This is a genomic window from Pseudomonas baetica (assembly GCF_002813455.1).
Classification (GTDB): domain Bacteria; phylum Pseudomonadota; class Gammaproteobacteria; order Pseudomonadales; family Pseudomonadaceae; genus Aquipseudomonas; species Aquipseudomonas baetica.
In genome coordinates this window covers 2,876,068-2,897,182 of sequence record NZ_PHHE01000001.1, presented here as the reverse complement: position 1 = coordinate 2,897,182, position 21,115 = coordinate 2,876,068, and the positions used below count along the sequence as shown (strand labels likewise).

General features: G+C 59.0%; 13 protein-coding genes and 1 pseudogene. 9 read left to right on the top strand and 5 right to left on the bottom strand.

The annotated features are described in order from the left end of the window. Window positions 1-2: 2 nt before the first annotated feature. Window positions 3-1,628 (bottom strand): methyl-accepting chemotaxis protein, encoded by a 1,626-nt coding sequence (locus tag ATI02_RS13075; RefSeq protein WP_095187400.1) that lies wholly within the window; start codon window positions 1,626-1,628, stop codon window positions 3-5. Window positions 1,629-1,908: 280 nt separating this feature from the next. Here ATI02_RS13075 and ATI02_RS13070 point away from each other — a divergent pair, with 280 nt between their 5' ends. Together ATI02_RS13070 and ATI02_RS13065 are read left to right on the top strand one after the other, a co-directional pair. Continuing rightward, a complete protein-coding gene (locus ATI02_RS13070) occupies window positions 1,909-2,139 on the top strand; it encodes a hypothetical protein (protein WP_095187399.1) in 231 nt (76 codons plus the stop codon). Continuing rightward, window positions 2,136-2,438: a cell division protein ZapA gene (locus ATI02_RS13065; protein ID WP_095187398.1), complete on the top strand. Its 303-nt coding sequence runs from the start codon at window positions 2,136-2,138 to the stop codon at window positions 2,436-2,438. The genes ATI02_RS13070 and ATI02_RS13065 overlap by 4 nt, the downstream gene beginning before the upstream one ends. A gap of 104 nt (window positions 2,439-2,542) precedes the next feature. On the opposite strand, the gene ATI02_RS13060 is transcribed toward ATI02_RS13065, so the two are convergent. Then, window positions 2,543-2,899: a hypothetical protein gene (locus tag ATI02_RS13060; RefSeq protein ID WP_100846480.1), complete on the bottom strand. Its 357-nt coding sequence runs from the start codon at window positions 2,897-2,899 to the stop codon at window positions 2,543-2,545. 210 nt (window positions 2,900-3,109) lie between these two features. On the opposite strand from ATI02_RS13060, the pseudogene ATI02_RS33285 reads away from it, so the two are divergent. Both ATI02_RS33285 and ATI02_RS33280 read left to right on the top strand, forming a co-directional pair. Next, a pseudogene (locus tag ATI02_RS33285) lies at window positions 3,110-4,195 on the top strand (HAMP domain-containing protein); the annotation flags it as partial. A gap of 21 nt (window positions 4,196-4,216) precedes the next feature. Next, a complete protein-coding gene (locus ATI02_RS33280; protein ID WP_371857605.1) occupies window positions 4,217-5,062 on the top strand; it encodes a methyl-accepting chemotaxis protein in 846 nt (281 codons plus the stop codon). 147 nt (window positions 5,063-5,209) lie between these two features. Here the strand turns inward: ATI02_RS33280 and ATI02_RS13050 are convergent, their stop codons facing one another. Next, window positions 5,210-7,012 carry an acyl-CoA dehydrogenase gene (locus ATI02_RS13050; protein ID WP_100846479.1) on the bottom strand — a complete coding sequence of 601 codons (1,803 nt, stop codon included), beginning with the start codon at window positions 7,010-7,012 and terminating at the stop codon, window positions 5,210-5,212. 260 nt (window positions 7,013-7,272) lie between these two features. Beyond that, entirely contained in the window at window positions 7,273-11,226 is a 3,954-nt protein-coding gene (gene putA / locus ATI02_RS13040; RefSeq protein ID WP_100846477.1) for a trifunctional transcriptional regulator/proline dehydrogenase/L-glutamate gamma-semialdehyde dehydrogenase, read from the bottom strand. Between the two features lie 456 nt (window positions 11,227-11,682). Between putA and putP the strand changes: the two genes are divergently transcribed. The 4 genes from putP (at window position 11,683) to ATI02_RS13020 (ending at window position 17,793) form a co-directional block, all read left to right on the top strand. Further along, the gene (gene putP / locus ATI02_RS13035) at window positions 11,683-13,167 is read left to right on the top strand and encodes a sodium/proline symporter PutP (RefSeq protein ID WP_095187393.1); all 1,485 of its coding nucleotides are present in this window, start codon (window positions 11,683-11,685) and stop codon (window positions 13,165-13,167) included. A 358-nt stretch (window positions 13,168-13,525) separates the two neighbouring features. Further along, a complete protein-coding gene (locus ATI02_RS13030) occupies window positions 13,526-15,541 on the top strand; it encodes a type VI secretion system Vgr family protein (protein ID WP_100846476.1) in 2,016 nt (671 codons plus the stop codon). Further along, window positions 15,531-16,235, top strand: a complete 705-nt coding sequence (locus tag ATI02_RS13025; protein ID WP_100848461.1) for a DUF4123 domain-containing protein — start codon at window positions 15,531-15,533, stop codon at window positions 16,233-16,235. The genes ATI02_RS13030 and ATI02_RS13025 overlap by 11 nt, the downstream gene beginning before the upstream one ends. 310 nt (window positions 16,236-16,545) lie before the next feature. Further along, entirely contained in the window at window positions 16,546-17,793 is a 1,248-nt protein-coding gene (locus tag ATI02_RS13020) for an IS256 family transposase (protein ID WP_095191982.1), read from the top strand. Between the two features lie 152 nt (window positions 17,794-17,945). Here ATI02_RS13020 and ATI02_RS13015 read toward each other — a convergent pair whose 3' ends face one another. Then, window positions 17,946-20,123 carry a malate synthase G gene (locus ATI02_RS13015; RefSeq protein WP_100846475.1) on the bottom strand — a complete coding sequence of 726 codons (2,178 nt, stop codon included), beginning with the start codon at window positions 20,121-20,123 and terminating at the stop codon, window positions 17,946-17,948. A 453-nt stretch (window positions 20,124-20,576) separates the two neighbouring features. Between ATI02_RS13015 and ATI02_RS13010 the strand changes: the two genes are divergently transcribed. Beyond that, window positions 20,577-21,095, top strand: a complete 519-nt coding sequence (locus ATI02_RS13010) for a glycine cleavage system transcriptional repressor (RefSeq protein WP_095189545.1) — start codon at window positions 20,577-20,579, stop codon at window positions 21,093-21,095. Window positions 21,096-21,115: the final 20 nt, after the last annotated feature.

Below are 21,115 nucleotides of genomic sequence, written 5' to 3'. Positions count from 1 at the left end.
GTTTAGAGGCTGAACCGCCCAACCATATTGTTCAGATCCAGCGCCAATCGCGACAGTTCGTTGCTCGCCGCACTGGTCTGATTCGCCCCGGTCGCCGACTGCACCGACAGATCGCGGATGTTCACCAGATTGCGATCCACTTCCCGCGCCACTTGCGCTTGTTCTTCGGCGGCGCTGGCGATCACTAGGTTGCGCTCGTTGATCTCGACGATGGCGGTGTTGATGGTGTCCAGCGACATGCCGGCGCCACGGGCAATGTTCAAAGTCGATTCGGCGCGCTCGGTGCTGTTACGCATCGAATCCACAGCGTGTTCAGTGCCGCTCTGAATGCTGCCGATCATCCGTTCGATTTCGCTGGTCGACTGCTGGGTACGGTGCGCTAGGGCACGAACTTCGTCAGCCACCACCGCAAAACCACGACCCGCTTCACCGGCACGCGCAGCTTCGATTGCAGCGTTCAGGGCCAGCAGGTTGGTCTGGTCAGCCAGACCACGGATCACGTCCAGCACCTTGCCGATGTCGCGGGATTCGTTGGCCAGATCGCCGATCAGGCTTGCTGTGCTCTGCACATCGGCACTCATGCGTTCAATGGCGCTGACGGTTTCCTGCACGAGGTCACGGCCGTCGCCGGCAGAGGTGGTGGCGTTCTTCGAAGCTTCCGAAGTGCTCACCGCGTTGCGCGCCACTTCTTCCACCGCGCTGGTCATTTCGTTGACGGCGGTAGCAGCCTGTTCGATTTCGTTGTTTTGCTGAGTCAGGCCACGGGCGCTTTCGTCGGTGACGCTGTTGAGTTCTTCCGCAGCCGATGCAAGCTGCGTGGCCGAACCGGAGATCCGCTGCAAGGTATCGCGCAGCTTCGATTGCATCTTGGCCATGGCCGCCAGCAGGCGCCCGGCTTCGTCGGAGCCGTCGACGTGGATCGACTGTGTCAGGTTGCCCTCGGCAATGGTTTCAGCGGCATCCAGTGCCTTGGCAATCGGCCGTGTGATGCTGGTGGTCAGCAGCCAGGCGAACAGAAAGGTCAGGCCGGTGGCGATCACTAGCAGAGTGACCACCAGGTCGAACGCCGATGAGTACTGTTCAGCGGCTTTTTGATTGGTTTCGCTGATCTGACGCCCGTTGAGCTGCATCAAGCTATTGAGTACGGTATTCATCGCTTCGGAGTTGTCCAGCAACTCGGTGTTGATCAGGTTGCGCAGTCCATCCACCTGATTGTTGCGCGACAGGGTTTTCATCCGGTCTTCGATCTGGCGGTACTGGCCCAGCAACTGCACATATTGATCGTATTCCGCGCGTTCCTGCGGGCTGGCAATCACCGGCTCGTATTCTCTCTGGGCTGCGCTGATCTGCTGATTACGCATGTCCAGCAACTCGATGGTCTTCTGTTGCAAGTCCGGTTCGCGGTTGACCAGCAAACGATACGACAACACGCGCAGACGTAACGTCAGCTGAGTGAATTCATCAAGGCTCTTGATGCTTGGCACGCTGCTGGTGGTGATGAGCTCTGCGGCGCCGCGAATTTTGCTCATCTGGTTCAAGGCGAATACGCCGAGAATCAGCATCAGGCCGCCGATCAGGGCGAAGCCGGTAAACGCCCGGGGGGCGATGTTCATATTGCGAAGGGACATGGTGCGGATACCAAGAAAGGGCCGCATCCATGCGGGCTGAGACTACTGTATGGATGACTTATCGGTCATACGGCTTAACTCTTGAGCGCGTGTGCGTCTTTGTCGCAGCGCCCCCGGGGCGACGAAGTGCAGGAACCAGATCGGCAGATGACAGTCTTTTAAACTCGTGAGAACGTTCGCCCACCAGGAAAATCAAGGCCTTGCGCCGGTTTAACCCTGGCATCCGTGGTGACTTTTCTTTATCGTACGCGCCCTTTGAAAAACGCTTGGAAGATCAAAAATGTTGGAAGCATCCCTCAGCCAATTGGAACAGCTCGTCAGCGATCTGGTGCAACAGAACCAGAGCCTTGCGCAAACCAACCAGACTCTGTCCACGGAACTGGCCCAGGCCAAGGATGAAAACGAAAGCCTGCAACTGAGCCTGATGGAGCAGGAAGAGAAGCACGGCGCCACTGCAGCACGCATTCAAGCCCTGGTTGATCGCGTCAACGCAGGTCCTGTCAGCGCATGAACCACCACACAGCAGGGGTAAAAGTTGTCTCCATTCTTGGGGAGGACTATTCGATCAAGGCACCGGCCGGGGAAGAACAGACCCTGCTGGACGCCGCTTTGATGCTCAAGGCCGCGTTGGCGGACACCAAAAGGAAATACCCGACGCTGATCGGTGACCGCCTGCTTGTGCTGGCGGCAATGAATCTGTGCTCGCAGCAGATCGAAATGAAGAAGCAGCATCAGGAAGAACTCGACCGTTACCAAGAGCAAGTCAGCGCCACGGTAGATGTCATTGCCAAAACAATGGGTCAGGGTTGAAAAAGCGTTGATAACAAACTGATCTGGCAGAGGCGCGAACGCGCAATGGAAATCAGGGGGAGGGTTTCTCCCCCCAGAAAATCAGCGATCCTGCCCCAGTTCTTTTATTGCTCATCAAGCATAATTATCGTATCAAACTTACCTTCGTCGTTCGCTTGGAACAGTAGGAAGGCAACACGCCCGGTCCCGGAGGGATGGATCACTAAGTCGCCCTTTGTTAAATATTTCGCGATTTCGCTCAGGCTTGATGGAGCCGTCTCTACCGGACGGGGCTTGCCGTCAGCTAAATCCATTAGTATTAACTGCAGTTTCCAATCATCACCCTCGCTGATCAGCGTTTTTGAGATGACTCTCGCGTTGCCCCTCCCGTCTCCAAATGAGACTTCGTCTCCCGGCTTGAGATACTTGGACATTTCGGCTTCAGTAACAGGTTGTTTATTTGCGCCTTCATTCAGTTTCATGGGTTTTCCCCTGTGCACTTATCGAGTGGTCACTCATTGAATATCCACCGGCAGTGTTTTCTTTCTCATGAAATCTAACAACTGTTAGAAATAACAGTGTATCGATTCAGCTGCGCGTATTTGTTTGATTGTATACAATTATTTTGATTTTTGTATGCGATCGGCACGGCTGTTGCATTGTTTCAGCCACTTATTCTTTGGGGGTGCTCCATGCAGTTGTGGCGACGCAGTATTCAATGGCAGCTGATTCTCAGCATGGGCACGGCCCTGCTGGTCAGTATCCTGATCGTGGTTGGCATTTATACCCTGGTGGTCAACCGCCTCGCCCAGAGCTATCTGGTCGAACAAGCACTGCCGTCGAGCATTGAAGCGACGCGCAACGACATTGAGCGCATCCTCGTCCAACCCCTCACCGCCGCTAAAGACATCGCCAGCAATTCCATGGTGCGCGACTGGTTGGCAGCGGGTGAAGACAGCAGCAAAACGGCGGCCTTCGCGCAGTATCTGGAAGGCATCCGCGCCGAACACAAGGCATTTACCGCTTTGATCATCGGCACCGAATCCAATCACTACATCACCGAAAAAGGCCTGGATCGCACCCTCAGTCGCGCCAAGCCGGCCGATGCCTGGTTCTATTCCTTCCTCGACAGCAACCAGCCGCGCACCCTCAATATCGACAACGATGGAGCTACCGGGGAGCTGGCGCTGTTCATCGATTTGAAGGTCGAGCAGGCCGGCAAAGTGGTGGGTGTTGCCGGGTTGGGTCTGAGCATGAAAGAGCTTTCGGAGTTGATCCACAACTTCAGCTTTGGCGAGCGCGGCAAGGTCTATCTCGTGCGTTCCGACGGTTTGATTCAGGTGCATCCTGAAGCGCAATTGAGCGGCAAACGCACCTTGAGCGAGCAGATCGGTGCCGATGCGGCGCAGTCGGTCATGGGGCAGCTCTCCACCTCAAAGGCAGTTGCCGTGACCAGCAGCTTTAAGCGCGACGGCGAAGACTTCCTCGCCTTCAGCCTGCCGCTGCGCGATTTAGGCTGGACACTGGTGGCCGAAGTGCCGCAGGCGCAGATCTATGCCGAAGCCCGCAACGCAATGTGGATGAGCGGCGGCATCGGTCTGGCGGTGGCGTTGGTGTGTCTGGCGCTGATCGTGTGGCTGGCCCAAGGTCTGGTGCGGCCGATTCGTCAGGTAACAGCCGCACTGGTAGCAATCGGTAGCGGTGGGGGAGATTTGACCCATCGGTTAGATTCCAGTCGCGCCGATGAACTGGGCGACCTTGCCCGTGGCTTCAACCGCTTCCTCGACAGTCAGCGCGGGATGATCGGTGAAGTGCTGACCACCAGCGAGCGCTTGCGCACGGCTGTTGGCCAGGTAGCAAAAGTCGTTGAAAACACCGCCGAACGTTCCGGCCGTCAGCAGGAAATGACTGACATGGTCGCCACGGCTGTCCACGAAATGGGCCTGACCGTGCAGGAAATCGCCCAGAACGCCGGCAACGCGGCGCTCGCTTCGCAAATCGCTCGGGATGAAGCGATGCAGGCGCGGGAAGTGGTCGGCGGTTCGATTCGACATATAGAAAGCATGTCCGATGAGATCGGTCTGGCGGCCGGCGCTGTGGGTGAGTTGGCGGATCAGGTGGCGTCGATCGATTCGGTGCTGGCGGTGATTCGTGGTGTCTCTGAACAGACCAATCTGTTGGCGCTGAACGCTGCCATCGAAGCGGCACGTGCCGGCGACATGGGCCGAGGATTTGCGGTGGTGGCGGACGAAGTGCGTACCTTGGCGCGACGGACTCAAGCGTCCACCGACGAGATCCAGCAGATGATCGGCAGCCTCAAGCAAGGCGCCGAAAACGCTGTGTCGTCGATGCGCACCGGACAGGCAGCGACCGGCACAGGGGTAGAGTCGAGCCAGCGCACCGGGGCGTCGTTGACGGCGATTACCGGGCAGGTCGAGCGCATCAGTGACATGAACCATCAGGTGGCGACGGCGACGGAAGAGCAATCGGCGGTGACTGAAGAGATCAATCGCAACGTGCAGGGGATTTCCGATCTGGCTAGGGCCACTGCGGGGGAGGTTCGGGCGTGTCGTGAGGATTGTCAGATGTTGCAGCGGTTGGCGGATGATCTGGCGCGGCAGATGGGTGGGTTCAAGCTGTCCTGAAAGGTATGTTGTTTGAACTGACGCCTTCGTGAGCAGGCTCGCTCCCACATTGGGTCCGGTGTATCCACAAACCCTGTGAACAACACAAAACCCTGTGGGAGCGGGCTTGCCCGCGAAGACGGCATCAGCCGCTACACAGCATTTGGATCAGAACCACGAATCTTGCATGTTCAGACACGTCTCATCCCGCGCTTCCAGCAACGCCAGCTCATGGTGACAGCCCGGCACTTCCCACGTCAGGAAATACCGCGCCGCCTGCAACTTGCCCTTATAGAAGTCGACATCCGCCACATTGCCTTTGAACAAACCTTCCTCAGCCCGAATCGCCTGCTCCAGCCAGCGCCAGCCAATCACCGTGTGCCCGAACACCTTCAGGTACAGCGCCGAGTTCGCCAGGCTGCTGTTGACCTTGCCTTGGGCCAGATCGGTCAGCAAACCGAGGGTCACCACTTGCAGACGTGCGACCAGTTTCTCCAACGGCTCACGCAGCGCAGTTAACGATTCGTACGCGCTAGCGCGCTCGGCCGTGTCGGCGATCAGGCGAACCAGTTGCTTCAATCCGGCGCCACCGTTCTGCGCCAGTTTGCGCCCGAGCAGGTCCAGCGACTGAATGCCGTGGGTGCCTTCGTGGATCGGGTTCAAACGGTTGTCGCGGTAATACTGCTCCACCGGATACTCACGGGTGTAACCGTGGCCACCGAGGATCTGGATCGCCAGTTCGTTGGCTTTCAGGCAAAACTCCGACGGCCAGGATTTGACGATCGGCGTGAGCAGGTCCAGCAGTTCGTGTGCTTGCTTGCGTTCGGCTTCGGTTTCAAGCGTGGTGGTGTCATCGAACAAACGTGCGGCGTACAGCCCGAGGTCAAAGGCACCTTCGACGTAGGACTTTTGTGTCAGCAGCATGCGTCTGACGTCGGCGTGCTGAATGATCGCCACGGGCGCGGTGCTCGGGTCCTTGCTGTCCGGTACCCGGCCTTGCGGACGTTCGCGAGCGTATTCCAGCGAATACAGGTAACCGGCGTAACCGAGCATCACCGCGCCCATGCCAACGCCGATCCGCGCCTCGTTCATCATCTGAAACATGTAGCTCAAACCGTGATGCGGCTTGCCTACCAGATAGCCGACACACTCACCGTTATCGCCGAAGTTCAGTGCGGTCGATGTTGTCCCGCGCCAGCCCATCTTGTGGAACAACCCGGCCAGCAGCACGTCGTTGCGTTGGCCGAGGCTGCCGTCATCGTTGACCAGGAATTTCGGCACGATGAACAGCGAAATGCCTTTCACCCCCGGCGGGGCGTCCGGCAGTTTGGCCAGGACCATGTGCACGATGTTTTCCGACAGCGGGTGATCGCCGCCGGAAATGAAGATCTTGTTGCCCTTGAGGCGATACGTGCCGTCGGACGCGGGTTCTGCGCGGGTGCGAATATCCGACAGGGACGAACCGGCGTGGGGCTCGGTCAGGGCCATGGTGCCGAAGAAACGGCCGTCGATCATCGGTTGCAGGAAGCGCTGTTTCTGCTCTTCGGTGCCGAAGCTTTCGATCAGATTGGCCGCGCCCATGGTCAGGAACGGATACGACGTCGAAGCCGCGTTGGCCGACTGGAAATGCGCGAAGCAGGCTTGTGACAGCAGGGTAGGCAGTTGCATGCCGCCGGCGTCGAAACTTCGCGCGGCATTGAGGAATCCGGCTTCGAGGAAGGCATCCACCGCTGGTTTCACCTCGGGAATCAGAATCGCCTGCCCGTCCTCATAGCGCGGCTCGTGCTCGTCGCCTTTGCGGTTGTGCGGCGCGAAGTACTTCTCGGCGATGCTGCGCGCGGTGCCGATGGCAGCGTCGAAGGTCTCGCGGTTGTGTTCGGCAAAGCGCTCACGCCGGGTCAGGCCCTCGGCATCGAGGACTTCGTACAGCTCGAAAGCCAGATTGCGGGAACTGAGCAGCGTCTCGGACATGGCGGCCTACCTGAAATGGGGGTTGGACCGAGTCTAGGCGTGCGGATAAAGGCTGAACAGGATGATTGATGGGCGTGATGTCGGGCCAGAGCGCCGACTTAACCAACACCCCATAACAACTGTGGGAGCGGGCTTGCTCGCGAAAGCGGTGGGGCAGGCAACATTGATGTCGACTGATTTACCGCACTCGCGAGCAAGCCCGCTCCCACAGGGGAATTACTTGCCAGGCGACCATTGCGGTCGCCTGGAGTTACAGCGGTTTAACCGATGGTCATCAGGCTGGCATTACCACCTGCCGCAGCGGTGTTAACACTCAATGCCCGTTCAATCACCAGACGCTCCAGCGCAATGTTGGTCTCGCCCTGGGACAAGCCCTGAACGCCAACAATCGCGCCAGCACGCTTGGCGATCTGCTGGCAAACCCCGCGCAACTGGTCGGAATGGCCGTGATGCAGAACCGCATCAAACACCACTTCGTCCTTGTTCCAGTTGGAAGTCAGCTTGATCCGCGCCTGAATTTCTTTCGGCAGGCGCGCGAACAATGCCTTGCTGATGTCGGACTCCGGCCATACCGCCGAACCACCTACGGCCAGTACAGCGGCCAGTTGCGTCAGCAGATCGCCTTCGACGTCCGCCAGGCACAGCACGTGCTCGCGCGGCAGGATCGCATAGCTGTTCTTCTCACCGGTCGGGCCAGCCAGCACGCGGGTAATGCCGCTCTGCGATTGTGCGGCGTACTGCGCGCACAGCGTGCTCAGTTCTGCGTACTTGTTGCTTTCAGCCCAGGCTTTCAGGGTGTTCAGCGGCTTGCTCATGGCGTCGCGCAAACGAACGTCCGGCGCGACGGCAGCATCACCGCGAGCGAAGGATTGTTCGATGGCGTCCGTAGGACGGGTCGACAGCAAACGGTACAGATACAGCGGGCCACCGGCTTTCGGGCCAGTACCCGACAAGCCTTCGCCGCCGAACGGCTGCACGCCGACCACGGCACCGACGATGTTGCGGTTGACGTAGACGTTACCGGCATTGACGTTGTCGATCACCTTGGCGATGGTCTCGTCGATGCGCGTGTGCACGCCGAGTGTCAGGCCATAACCGGAAGCGTTGATCTGGCCGATCAACTGGTCGATCTCTTTGCGCTTGTAGCGAACCACGTGCAGCACCGGGCCGAAGATCTCGCGTTGCAGCTCGTCGAAGCTTTCCAGCTCGATCAGGGTCGGCATGACGAAGGTGCCGCGTTTGACTTCTTCGGTATCGGCGATCGCCACCTGGTACACGTTGCGACCTTTATCGCGCATGCCCTGGATGTGCTTGTCGATGCCAGCCTTGGCTTCGGCGTCGATCACCGGGCCAATGTCCACGGACAGACGCTCAGGGTTGCCGAGACGGCTTTCAGCCATCGCACCTTTGAGCATTTCGATGACGCGATCGGCGGAATCTTCCTGCAAGCACAGCACGCGCAGTGCCGAGCAGCGCTGACCGGCGCTGTCGAAGGCCGAGGACACCACGTCGATCACCACTTGTTCGGTGAGGGCCGACGAGTCGACGATCATCGCGTTCTGGCCGCCGGTTTCGGCGATCAGCGGAATCGGACGGCCCTGGTTGTCCAGACGCCCGGCGATGTTGCGTTGCAGCAGACGCGCCACTTCGGTGGAGCCGGTGAACATCACGCCTTTGACGCGCTCATCACCGACCAGGCCGGCGCCGACGGTTTCACCGCGACCCGGCAGCAGTTGCAGCACGCCTTCCGGAATCCCGGCTTCGAGCAGCAAACGCACGGCTTGAGCAGCGACCAGCGGCGTTTGTTCGGCCGGTTTGGCCAGTACCGGGTTACCGGCAGCCAGAGCGGCGGCAACCTGACCGCTGAAGATCGCCAGCGGGAAGTTCCACGGGCTGATGCACACCACCGGGCCCAGTGGGCGGTGGGCGTCATTGCTGAAATCGTTGCGCGCCTGCACTGCGTAATACCGCAGGAAGTCGACGGCTTCGCGCACTTCAGCGATGGCGTTGGCGAAGGTCTTGCCGGCTTCACGAGCCAGCAGGCCCATCAGCGGCTGGATCTCGCCTTCCATCAAGTCAGCGGCACGCTCCAGAATCGCGGCGCGTTCGGCCGGCGGGGTGGCCTGCCAGATCGGTGCAGCGTTCAGCGCGCATTGAATGGCGTTGTCGACGTCTTCGACGGTGGCTTCTTGAACGTGGCCGACCACATCACGGTGATCTGCCGGGTTCAGGACAGGCGCCGCAGCTTCAGTGCTGGAAGCGCAACCGAGCATCGGCGCGGCTTTCCAGTTGTTGTGCGCGGTAGCGAGCAGCGCGCAGGACAGCGAGGCCAGACGATGTTCGTTGGCCATGTCGATGCCGCTCGAGTTGGCGCGCTCAGAGCCGTACAGATCACGCGGCAGCGGAATGCGCGGGTGCGGCAGGCCGAAACCACCTTCCACGGTCGCCATCTGCTCGATCTGGGCAACCGGATCGGCCACCAGTTCCTGAATCGAAATCGACTGGTCGGCAATGCGGTTGACGAACGAAGTGTTGGCGCCGTTTTCCAGCAGGCGACGAACCAGATAAGCCAGCAGGGTTTCGTGAGTACCGACCGGGGCGTACACGCGGCACGGACGGTTCAGCTTACCTTCGGAAACTTTGCCTACAACCTGCTCGTAGAGCGGTTCGCCCATGCCGTGCAGGCACTGGAATTCGTACTGGCCCGGGTAATAGTTCTGACCGGCAATGTGATAAATGGCCGACAGGGTGTGGGCGTTATGCGTGGCGAACTGCGGGTAGATGACTTCCGGTACCGACAGCAGTTTGCGTGCGCAAGCGATGTAGGAAACGTCGGTGTACACCTTGCGGGTGTAGACCGGATAGCCTTCCAGGCCTTCGACCTGGGCGCGCTTGATTTCGCTGTCCCAGTAGGCGCCTTTTACCAGGCGGATCATCAGGCGATGACGGCTGCGACGTGCCAGATCAATCACGTAGTCGATCACGTACGGGCAGCGCTTCTGGTAAGCCTGGATGACGAAACCGATGCCGTTCCAGCCGGTCAGTTGCGGCTCGAAGCACAGGCGCTCCAGCAGATCCAGCGACAGCTCGAGACGGTCGGCTTCTTCGGCGTCGATATTCAGGCCGATGTCGTATTGCTTGGCCAGCAGGGTCAGCGACAACAGGCGCGGGTACAGCTCATCCATCACACGTTCGTACTGCGCACGGCTGTAACGCGGGTGCAGTGCCGAGAGCTTGATGGAAATGCCCGGGCCTTCATAAATCCCACGACCGTGGGAGGCTTTGCCGATCGAGTGGATCGCTTGTTCGTACGAAGCCAGGTACTTCTGTGCGTCGTGTTCGGTCAGTGCCGCTTCGCCGAGCATGTCGTAGGAGTAGCGGAAGCCCTTGGCTTCGAACTTGCTCGCGTTGGCCAGTGCTTCGGCGATGGTTTCGCCGGTCACGAACTGCTCGCCCATCAGGCGCATGGCCATGTCGACGCCCTTGCGGATCATCGGCTCGCCGCTCTTGCCGATGATGCGGCTCAGCGACGACGTCAGGCCGGCTTCGTTGTGGGTCGACACCAGTTTGCCGGTCAGCAGCAGGCCCCAAGTGGCGGCGTTGACGAACAGCGAAGGGCTGTTGCCCAAATGCGGGTGCCAGTTGCCGGTGCTGATCTTGTCGCGGATCAGTGCGTCGCGAGTGCCTTTGTCCGGGATACGCAGCAGCGCTTCGGCCAGGCACATCAGGGCTACGCCTTCCTGGGACGACAGGGAAAACTCCTGCAGCAGACCCTGAACAATGCCTGCACGACCGCCAGCACTTTTCTGGTTACGCAGTTTTTCCGCGATGTTTGCTGCGAGCTTGTTGGTGGCTTCGGCCATCGGTGCTGGCAGGCGAGCCTGCTCGATCAGCATCGGCACCACTTCCGGCTCTGGGCGACGGTAAGCGGCGGTGATCGATGCGCGCAGTACCGATTGCGGCAAGATGCTTTCGGCAAATTCCAGGAAGCATTGGTGAGCGTGATCGGTGTGGACTTCGCCCGCGTCGTCGGCGTCCTTGGCGGTCAAACCGTTCAGCTCGGTCAGGGTTGCACCACCCTCGAGTTTTTCCAGGTAATTGAAAATTGCCTGCTTGATCAGCCAGTGCGGTGTGCGATCAATCGAGGTCGCGGCAGCCTTCAGGCGCTCGCGGGTCGGGTCATCGAGTTTGACCCCAAGGGTGGTGGTAGCCATATTTTTATCCTCATGGTTGCCACAGTTGCGTGGCATCAGCTGGCCGCAAGATTAGCCGTGCGCTGAAAGAGGTGCAACCGGGTGCAACCCTTTTTTTGTCGGAATAATAAGCAGCTCGTCAGGAATTATTTTCGGGTACGAAAGTACTGCTCTTGCTTGGTGCTTTTGCTTCTGAAAAAGACTCCGGACTGCGCTAAAAGGGAGCAAGAACGGTGCATTTAGTGGGAAATCCGACTAGGTGCAACTTATTCGCTCGAAACTGGTTGCACCTTATTTGATTTGTTGCATAGCATTCGCGCCCAAGGTGCAACCGGAATATCCGGTGCACCAGCTGGTGGCTTTCCTGGGGAAACATCAGTCCTAAATGCGCGGGATCCGGAATCGTCTGCCAAACACCATCGTTTGCGCGCGGTTCATCACCGCTGCTACATAAAAACAAAGCCAGGGCGTAACTCAATGAGCGTAAGCAATCCAACACTGATCACGTTCGTGATCTACATCGCAGCAATGGTGCTGATCGGCTTGATGGCCTATCGCTCCACCAACAACCTTTCTGACTATATTCTGGGCGGCCGCAGCTTGGGCAGCGTCGTCACGGCTTTGTCTGCCGGTGCTTCCGACATGAGCGGCTGGTTGTTGATGGGCCTGCCGGGCGCGATTTACATGTCCGGTCTGTCCGAAAGCTGGATCGCCATCGGCCTGATCGTCGGCGCCTACCTGAACTGGCTGTTTGTCGCCGGCCGTCTGCGTGTGCAGACCGAACACAACGGCGATGCCTTGACCCTGCCAGACTATTTCGCCAGCCGTTTTGAAGACAAAAGCGGCCTGCTGCGGATCATCTCGGCGATCGTGATTCTGGTGTTCTTCACCATTTATTGCGCTTCCGGCATCGTGGCTGGCGCTCGCTTGTTCGAAAGCACCTTCGGCATGACTTACGAGACGGCGCTGTGGGCCGGTGCTGCCGCGACCATTGCCTACACGTTCGTGGGCGGTTTCCTCGCGGTGAGCTGGACCGACACCGTACAAGCCACGCTGATGATCTTCGCGCTGATCCTGACGCCGATCATCGTCCTGCTGGCCACGGGTGGCGTCGACACCACGTTCCTGGCGATCGAAGCACAAGATCCAAGCAACTTCGACATGCTCAAGGGCACCACCTTCATCGGCATCATCTCGCTGCTGGGCTGGGGCCTGGGCTACTTCGGCCAGCCGCACATCCTCGCGCGTTTCATGGCTGCGGACTCGGTGAAGTCGATTGCCAACGCCCGTCGCATCTCCATGACCTGGATGATCCTGTGCCTGGGCGGCACCGTGGCGGTGGGCTTCTTCGGTATCGCGTATTTCTCGGCACACCCGGAAGTGGCCGGTCCCGTGACCGAGAACCACGAGCGCGTATTCATCGAACTGGCCAAACTGCTGTTCAATCCATGGATTGCCGGTGTTCTGCTGTCGGCCATTCTGGCTGCGGTCATGAGTACCCTGAGCTGCCAGTTGCTGGTGTGCTCGAGCGCCCTGACCGAAGACTTCTACAAAGCATTCATCCGCAAAGCGGCTTCCCAGAAAGAGCTGGTATGGGTCGGTCGTGCCATGGTGCTGCTGGTTGCATTGGTCGCCATTGCTTTGGCAGCCAACCCGAAAAACCAGGTACTGGGCCTGGTGTCCTACGCCTGGGCCGGCTTCGGTGCGGCATTCGGTCCGGTTGTGCTGATCTCGGTCGTCTGGAAAGGCATGACCCGCGACGGCGCACTGGCCGGTATCCTGGTCGGCGCGATCACCGTGGTGGCGTGGAAGCAATGGGAAGTGATGGGGTTGTACGAAATCATCCCGGGCTTCATCTTCGCCAGCCTGGCGATCTACATCGTCAGCCTGCGGGGCGAGCCAACCAAAGGCATGGTGCAGCGCTTCGAAGCGGCGGAAAAAGACTTCCACCTGAACAAGTGATGCATTGAGCACAGGCTCACAGAAAAACGGCCCGTCTCCGACAGGAGGCGGGCCGTTTTTTATTGCCTGTGATATTTGTCTGACTCACCGCAGATCCCCCCTGTGGGAGCGAGCCTGCTCGCGAATGCAATTGATCATTCAATAAATTTGGCGACTGACACGCCGCCTTCGCGAGCAAGCCCGCTCCCACAGTCGTTCGGTGGTGGGTTTGAGAGGGTTGTCTGTAGTCGAATGCTCCGATTTCAGGAGGATTATTCGACAGTAAAAGTAGGGCAAATCTGATTTCCCCGTCACCCTCTCAACACCCCTTGCCCCTCAGGCAGAATCGCCCGCCCTTCATTCTGCAGAGAGACATCGGATGTTCGCGCCTGCCAATCAACCGCGTTTCACGTTGACCCTCGAGGGCGTCCTACATGACCTCAAAGTCCTTGAGTTCACGGGCAAGGAGGCGATCAGCCAACCCTTTCGATTCGAGCTGGAACTGGTCAGTGAGCGGCCGGATCTGGATCTCGAAAGCCTGCTGCACTGTCAGGCGTTTCTGAGTTTTGATGCGGGCGGTTCCGGTGTACACGGTCAGATTTATCAGGTCGGGCAGGGCGACTCCGGGAAACGTCTGACGCGCTATCACCTCAGCCTTGTCCCACGTCTGACGTACCTCGGGCACCGAGTCAATCAGCGGATCTTCCAGCATCTGACGGTGCCGCAAATCGTCGCGCAGGTGCTCAAGGATCACTCGATTCTGCGCGATGCTTTTGAATTCCGCCTCGGCAGTGAGTACCCGCCGCGCGAATACTGCGTGCAGTACGCCGAGAGTGATCTGGCGTTCATTCAGCGGTTGTGTGCCGAGGTCGGCATTCATTACCACTTTCAGCACCGTCCGGAAGGTCACCTAGTGGTGTTCGGTGATGACCAGACTGTGTTTCCCCGGCTGGCCGAGCCGACGCTGTATCTGCCGGGCAGCGGCATGGCCGGTGGCGCGCCGGCGATCAAACGGTTCAACGTTCGCGTGGAAACCCGTACCAGCGTGGTCACTCGGCGCGACTACAGCTTCGTAAAGCCGCGCCTGCAACTGGAAAGCCGCATCGACGGCGAACAGCGCCCGGTGCTTGAGGATTATCACTTCCCTGGCCAGTTCAATGATCGTGAAACCGGCAAGCACCTCGCCCAGCGGGCGCTTGAAAGGCATGTCGCCGACTACCGTCAGGCCGAGGGCATCAGCGACGAATCTGCGCTGGTTTGCGGACATTTCCTGCAACTGAGCGACCATCCGCGCAATGACTGGAATGATCTGTGGTTGCTGACGGCCATCGAACACCGTGGCCGACAGCCGCAAGTGCTGGAGGAATCGGTGACCAGCGATGGCGAAGGATTCCAGGGTTACCGAAATACCTTTCTCGCCACCCCATGGGACGTGTTCTTCCGCCCAGCGCTAGGGCCTGAAAAGCCGCGCATGCTCGGCTATCAACCGGCTGTTGTCACCGGGCCGCAGGACAGCGAAATCCACTGCGACGAGCACGGGCGAGTCAAGGTGCAACTGGCCTGGGACCGCGACGGCGAGATGAACGAGCATTCCAGTTGCTGGCTGCGAGTTGCCAGCGGTTGGGCTCACGATCGTTACGGAAGCGTGTTGATCCCACGGGTAGGTATGGAGGTGCTGGTTGGTTTCATCGACGCCGATGCCGATAAACCGTTGGTAATGGGCTGCCTGCCCAACGCCGCCACCCCGGTACCGCTGGATCTTCCCGCCGACAAAACCCGCAGTATCTTTCGCAGCCAGAGCACCCCAGGTGGCGGGGGCTACAACGAACTGCGCATCGAGGACAAAAAAGGCGCCGAGGAAATCTACCTGCGCGCCCAGCGCAACTGGACCCAGCATGTGTTGAACGACCAACAGGTGCAGGTCGACAACCAGCGCAGCATCGTCGTCACCGGCATCGCCAGGCATGAGTTGAAGGCCGACGAGCAACGCATCACCCACGGCCAGCGCCAGACCGAAGTGAAACAGAACGATCATCTGACGGTGGTGGGCGATCGGCATATCCGCGTGAGTAATCAGGCGACCAGCGCCAGTGCGCAATTCCATGTCAGCGCCGGTCAGCAAGTGGTGATTGACGGCGGCGCCAGCGCGACGATTCAGGCCGGCGGGCAATGGATCAACATCGGCCCCGGCGGCATTTTCAGCAGCGTGCCGATTGTTGTGGGTGGGGCGCCAATGGCGGCGATGAATGCGGCGCCGAGTGTGCCGGGGTTGCCGGATAAATTGACGGCGGCCCCGGCAGCAATGCTGACGGCCGCGCAAATCATGAGTTTTAAAGGTGAAGCGCCATTCTGTGAGGAATGTGAGCGTTGCAAGGATGGTGTTTGTGCAGCCTGATTTCCTTTTACCTGCCGATTGGCTGGCGCGTGAGCCGTTGAGTGCTTCCGAGCAATTGTTCGCGGTGTTCAGTAACGCCAGTGATGCCAAACCACCCCAGGTGGCGTCGAGTCCGATCTGGGCGACCACGATTTACGCCGAGTGGGATGCGGTGATGCCCTTTGTGGGAATTGTCACGGCGGACAGTGAGTTTTTGAATTGGGTGGCGACCACCGAGTCTCGCGACTGGGGTTGGTTGGCGGTGTCTTCGGCGAGCCTTGAAGTGGTGGTTGAGCATCTTCGCAGCCTGACGCAAGTGTTGATGCCGGACGGGAAAGCTGTGTTTTTCCGGTTTTGGGATGGGCGGTTTCTGTTGCCGATCCTGCAGTCTGAAGAAGTGCAATCGGCGCAGTTGTTGCCGATGATCGCGCGCGGACTCATCAATGGTCAGGCTGTTGATATCGGGGGCAGAGCGCAGGTTTCGGGGCAGGTGTTTCCTTGGTGGAAGGTGCCGGCTTCGGTATTGGCTGCGAGCGGTGATGACGTTCAAGTCAGCAATACTGTGCAGTGGCTGAGCGAGGAGCATCCGGTGTTGTTCGAGGCATTTCCCGAGGTGGTTTTGCGCTGCAAGGTCGGGCAGTTTTTTCGGGTTGCAGCGTCGGAAGAATCGTCGCAATCGGCGTTATTGGCGTATTTGCTGGCAGAGTCGGCGTGAGATTTCCGGGCGAAGGCCTCGGACGTTTCCTTCGAGTCGCGGCGGCTTTCATGAACTGGTGGGCGGTGGGTTGCAGGGGTAGTCTTGAATTGTCGCCGCAGATGCGGCGACGGGGTGTAGGAGCCTTGAGACTAGAAGAGTGCATAAACGTCGTTGCCCGATTTGCGGCAGTCTACGTGCGTCCGTAAGATCATTTGCGGCGGTTATGCGCGGGCACGCTTCGGCGTGACCGAGTTCTCTGGTCTCGGTACTCCTACCGGGGGTGTCAGAAATTTTGTGTTCGGGCATAACATGAGTAAGAGGTGCATGTATGCCAACCAAAAAGAAACCCCTGCGTGACCTACCAAAAATCCCCAAGGAGCTGCTCGAAGAGTTCGGTGAGGGGCTGATTACCGCAGAGGCTATTGAAGACGCTTCTGCGGCCTTCAAGAAGGCCTTGATTGAGCGAGCATTGAGTGCCGAGCTCGGTCACCACCTGGGGTATCCGCCGGGCGCGCAGCGCCCAGAGGATGAAACCAACCAGCGCAATGGCAAAACGGGCAAGACGATTTTGACGGGGGATGGCCCGCTGCGGCTGGAGATTCCCCGTGATCGGGATGGCAGTTTTGCCCCCATTCTGATCCCCAAGCATGAGCGGCGTTACACCGGTTTTGATGACAAGATCATCGCCATGTATGCCCGAGGCATGACCGTTCGAGAAATCCGCGCTTTCCTCTCTGAGCAATACGGGACGGACGTTTCCCATGACTTCATCAGCTCAGTCACGCACGAGGTGATGGAGGAAATTGGTGCGTGGCAACAGCGACCGCTTGAGCCGATGTACCCAGTCATTTTCTTCGATGCGCTGCGGGTCAAGATCCGAGAAGAAGGCCTTGTCCGCAACAAGGCGATTTACTTGGCGCTGGGTGTTTTACCCGATGGAACGCGCGATATTCTTGGTATCTGGATCGAAAACACCGAGGGTGCGAAGTTCTGGATGAAGGTCTTCAACGACCTCAAGACCCGCGGCGTAGAGGACGTGCTGATCGCCGTGACTGACGGTCTCAAAGGCATGCCAGAGGCGCTAAGCGCAGTATTTCCGGCAACAACGCTGCAAACATGCATCGTCCACTTGATCCGCAACAGCCTCGATTACGCGGCGTGGGACAAGCGCCGTGAGCTGGCCAAGGCGCTAAAACCGATCTATCAAGCCATCAACGCAGAAGCGGCTGAGGAAGCACTGGATGCCTTTGAAAATGGCCCTTGGGGTAAGCAATACCCAACGGTGGTGGCGGCCTGGAGACGAGCCTGGGATCGAGTGATTCCATTTTTTGTCTTCCCGCCTGCCATTCGAAAAGTGATCTATACGACCAACGCTATCGAAAGCATCAACGCTCAGCTACGCAAGATCATCAAGACCCGGGGCCACTTCCCGACGGATGACGCAGCGACCAAGCTGATCTGGCTTGGGCTGCGTAACATCACGGCAAACTGGGGCTCGGCGGCTCATGACTGGAAGAGTGCGATGAACCAATTTGCGATTCTGTACGGAGATCGATTTATCAGGCCGACCTGGTAAAACCCGGCCTGCCTGACGGCAGGCCATTACCGGCCCGCACACAAAAAATCTGACACTCTCCTGCCGAAGGCTGCGATCTTTTGATTCTGCTTTCACAAAAAAAGCCCTGATCCAAAGATCAGGGCTTTTTCATATCCAGCGTCTACGCAGAATTACAGGCCGTTGGCCTTCTTGAACTCACGACGACGACGGTGCAGCACCGGCTCGGTGTAACCGTTCGGCTGTTTGGTGCCTTCGATCACCAGTTCGACCGCCGCCTGGAAGGCGATGTTGCTGTCGAAGTTTGGAGCCAGCGGACGGTACAGCGCGTCATTGGCGTTCTGACGATCAACCACCGGCGCCATGCGCTTGAGGCTTTCCATCACTTGCGCTTCGGTGACCACACCGTGGCGCAGCCAGTTGGCGATGTGCTGGCTGGAGATACGCAGCGTCGCACGGTCTTCCATCAGGCCGACGTCGTTGATGTCCGGCACTTTCGAGCAACCCACGCCTTGGTCGATCCAGCGCACCACGTAACCGAGAATGCCCTGGGCGTTGTTGTCCAGTTCGTTCTTGATCTGCTCCGGCGTCCAGTTCGGGTTGACCGCCAGCGGGATGGTCAGAATGTCGTCCACCGAGGCGCGGGCACGTTTGGCCAGTTCGGCCTGACGCGCGAACACGTCGACCTTGTGGTAGTGCAGCGCGTGCAACGCAGCGGCGGTCGGCGATGGCACCCAGGCGGTGTTGGCACCGGCCAGTGGGTGAGCGATTTTCTGTTCGAGCATCGCCGCCATCAGGTCGGGCATCGCCCACATGCCTTTACCGATTTGCGCACGACCTTGCAGGCCGGTGCTCAGACCGATATCGACGTTCCAGTTTTCGTAGGCGCCGATCCACTTCTCGGCCTTCATGTCAGCCTTGCGTACAACCGGGCCGGCTTCCATGGATGTGTGGATTTCATCGCCGGTGCGGTCGAGGAAACCGGTGTTGATGAACACCACGCGCTCGCTGGCAGCCTTGATGCAAGCCTTGAGGTTGACCGTGGTGCGGCGCTCCTCGTCCATGATTCCGACTTTCAGCGTGTTGCGTTTCAGACCGAGCACGTCTTCGATGCGGCCGAACAGCTCGTTGGTGAACGCCGCTTCTTCCGGGCCGTGCATCTTCGGCTTAACGATGTAGACCGAGCCGGTGCGGGTGTTCTTGCGCGAGGTGTTGCCGTTGAGGTTGTGCATTGCAGCCAGGCACGTCACCAGACCGTCGAGGATGCCTTCCGGCACTTCGTTGCCGTCTTTGTCGAGGATCGCGTCGATGGTCATCAGGTGACCGACGTTGCGCACGAACAACAGCGAACGACCATGCAAGGTCACTTCGCCGCCATCGACCGTGGTGTAGCTGCGATCCGGGTTCATGGTGCGGGTGAAGGTCTGGCCGCCCTTGGCGACTTCTTCCGACAGATCGCCCTTCATCAGGCCGAGCCAGTTGCGGTAGATCACCACTTTGTCGTCGGCATCGACGGCGGCCACGGAGTCTTCGCAGTCCATGATGGTGGTCAGCGCCGCTTCCATCAGCACGTCTTTGACGCCGGCGGCGTCGGTCTGGCCGACCGGGGTGCTGGCGTCGATCTGGATTTCGAAATGCAGACCGTTGTGTTTCAGCAAGATCGCGATCGGCGCGTTGGCATCGCCTTGGAAACCGATCAGTTGAGCGTCGTCACGCAGACCGCTGTTGCTGCCGCCCTTGAGGTTGACCAACAGTTTGCCGTCAGCGATTTTGTAGCCGGTGGAGTCGACGTGGGAGCCGGCAGCCAGTGGCGCAGCTTCGTCGAGGAAAGCCCGGGCGAAGGCGATGACTTTGTCGCCGCGCACCTTGTTGTAGCCTTTGCCTTTTTCCGCGCCACCTTCTTCGCTGATCGCGTCGGTGCCGTAGAGGGCGTCGTACAGCGAACCCCAGCGGGCGTTCGAGGCGTTGAGGGCAAAGCGAGCATTCATCACCGGCACAACCAGTTGCGGGCCGGCAGTACGGGCGATTTCGTCATCGACGTTTTGCGTCGTTGCCTGGAAATCAGCCGCTTCTGGCAGCAGATAACCGATCTCTTGCAGGAAGGCTTTGTAGGCCGCGGCGTCGTGTGGCTGACCGGCACGGGATTGGTGCCAGCCGTCGACATGGGCCTGGAAGTCATCGCGTTTGGCGAGTAGGGCTTTGTTCTTCGGTGCCAGGTCGTGAATGACCTTGTCGGCACCTTCCCAGAATTTGTCGGCGGTGAGGCCGGTACCGGGAATGGCTTCGTTGTTCACGAAGTCGAACAGGACTTTGGCGACCTGCAGGCCACCGACTTGAACGTGTTCAGTCATTGCTTGCCTCACTCTGCTCAGCTATTTCGCTTTTCAGCTCTTCAATTTGACAATGAAGCCTCTGGCCATTTAAACCACAAACCTTCCGACCAGTACATGCCATTGCTGGCGGCTGGGCTGGGACCAATCAACGGCTTGAGGCCTTGATGACGGGGCTTTCAGGGTTGCGAACATGCCTTGGGCAGACATCGATCCAGCGTTATGTAGTGCGTGCCGGGGCATACTACATGATGAGTTGCGCTTGTGAAAATCAGACTAATTACGTCGTTCTGCGACCACATGACGCATTGCGGTCACAGCGCGGAACGGGATGTTCTCAAAAAACCATTGGATTGTTCCAGTTAAATATAAAAACTTGTACACGATTTGTTGTTTTCAGCGCCTGCGGCGACTGGCTATCCCTTGCCTATACTTGCTCTTCTATAACAAAAGTCATGACAAGAGGGCTGCGCCATGGACCATCTCGTACTCACCGTTTTCGCTGCGGACAAGCCCGGACAGGTCGAGCGCATCGCCCAATGCATCGCCGAGCATGGCGGTAACTGGCTGGAAAGCCGCATGTCGCGGATGGCCGGGCAATTCGCCGGGATTCTTCGAGTGGGGGTACCGGCGGAGGCTTACGACGAATTAGTCGATTCCCTACAAGCGCTATCGGCTCATGGTATTCGCGTGTTGATCGCCGAGAGCGGCATCGAGCAATCGTGCACCTGGAAACCGATCGCCATGGAACTGGTGGGCAATGATCGTCCGGGTATCGTTCGTGACATTACTCGGCTGCTGAGCGAGCAGGGCGTCAACCTTGAACGGCTGGTGACCGACGTGCGCCCGGCGCCGATGAGCAGCGAGCCGTTGTTCCACGCCGAAGCGATTCTCGCGGTGCCGCTGACCCTGTCGCTGGATGTGCTGCAATCGCGTTTGGAAACGCTGGCCGATGATTTGATGGTGGAACTGGTGTTACGCACAGACGTTTAGGATTGATCGGGTTATCCAGT

Excerpts from the sequence above, each read along its gene's own strand:
- putA (WP_100846477.1), bottom strand. The coding sequence starts at position 11,226 with ATGGCTACCACCACCCTTGGGGTCAAACTCGATGACCCGACCCGCGAG.
- ATI02_RS13060 (WP_100846480.1), bottom strand. The coding sequence starts at position 2,899 with ATGAAACTGAATGAAGGCGCAAATAAACAACCTGTTACTGAAGCCGAA.
- ATI02_RS13070 (WP_095187399.1), top strand. The coding sequence starts at position 1,909 with ATGTTGGAAGCATCCCTCAGCCAATTGGAACAGCTCGTCAGCGATCTG.
- ATI02_RS13065 (WP_095187398.1), top strand. The coding sequence starts at position 2,136 with ATGAACCACCACACAGCAGGGGTAAAAGTTGTCTCCATTCTTGGGGAG.
- ATI02_RS13030 (WP_100846476.1), top strand. The coding sequence starts at position 13,526 with ATGTTCGCGCCTGCCAATCAACCGCGTTTCACGTTGACCCTCGAGGGC.
- ATI02_RS13020 (WP_095191982.1), top strand. The coding sequence starts at position 16,546 with ATGCCAACCAAAAAGAAACCCCTGCGTGACCTACCAAAAATCCCCAAG.
- ATI02_RS33280 (WP_371857605.1), top strand. The coding sequence starts at position 4,217 with ATGATCGGTGAAGTGCTGACCACCAGCGAGCGCTTGCGCACGGCTGTT.
- ATI02_RS13015 (WP_100846475.1), bottom strand. The coding sequence starts at position 20,123 with ATGACTGAACACGTTCAAGTCGGTGGCCTGCAGGTCGCCAAAGTCCTG.
- putP (WP_095187393.1), top strand. The coding sequence starts at position 11,683 with ATGAGCGTAAGCAATCCAACACTGATCACGTTCGTGATCTACATCGCA.
- ATI02_RS13010 (WP_095189545.1), top strand. The coding sequence starts at position 20,577 with ATGGACCATCTCGTACTCACCGTTTTCGCTGCGGACAAGCCCGGACAG.
- ATI02_RS13075 (WP_095187400.1), bottom strand. The coding sequence starts at position 1,628 with ATGTCCCTTCGCAATATGAACATCGCCCCCCGGGCGTTTACCGGCTTC.
- ATI02_RS13050 (WP_100846479.1), bottom strand. The coding sequence starts at position 7,012 with ATGTCCGAGACGCTGCTCAGTTCCCGCAATCTGGCTTTCGAGCTGTAC.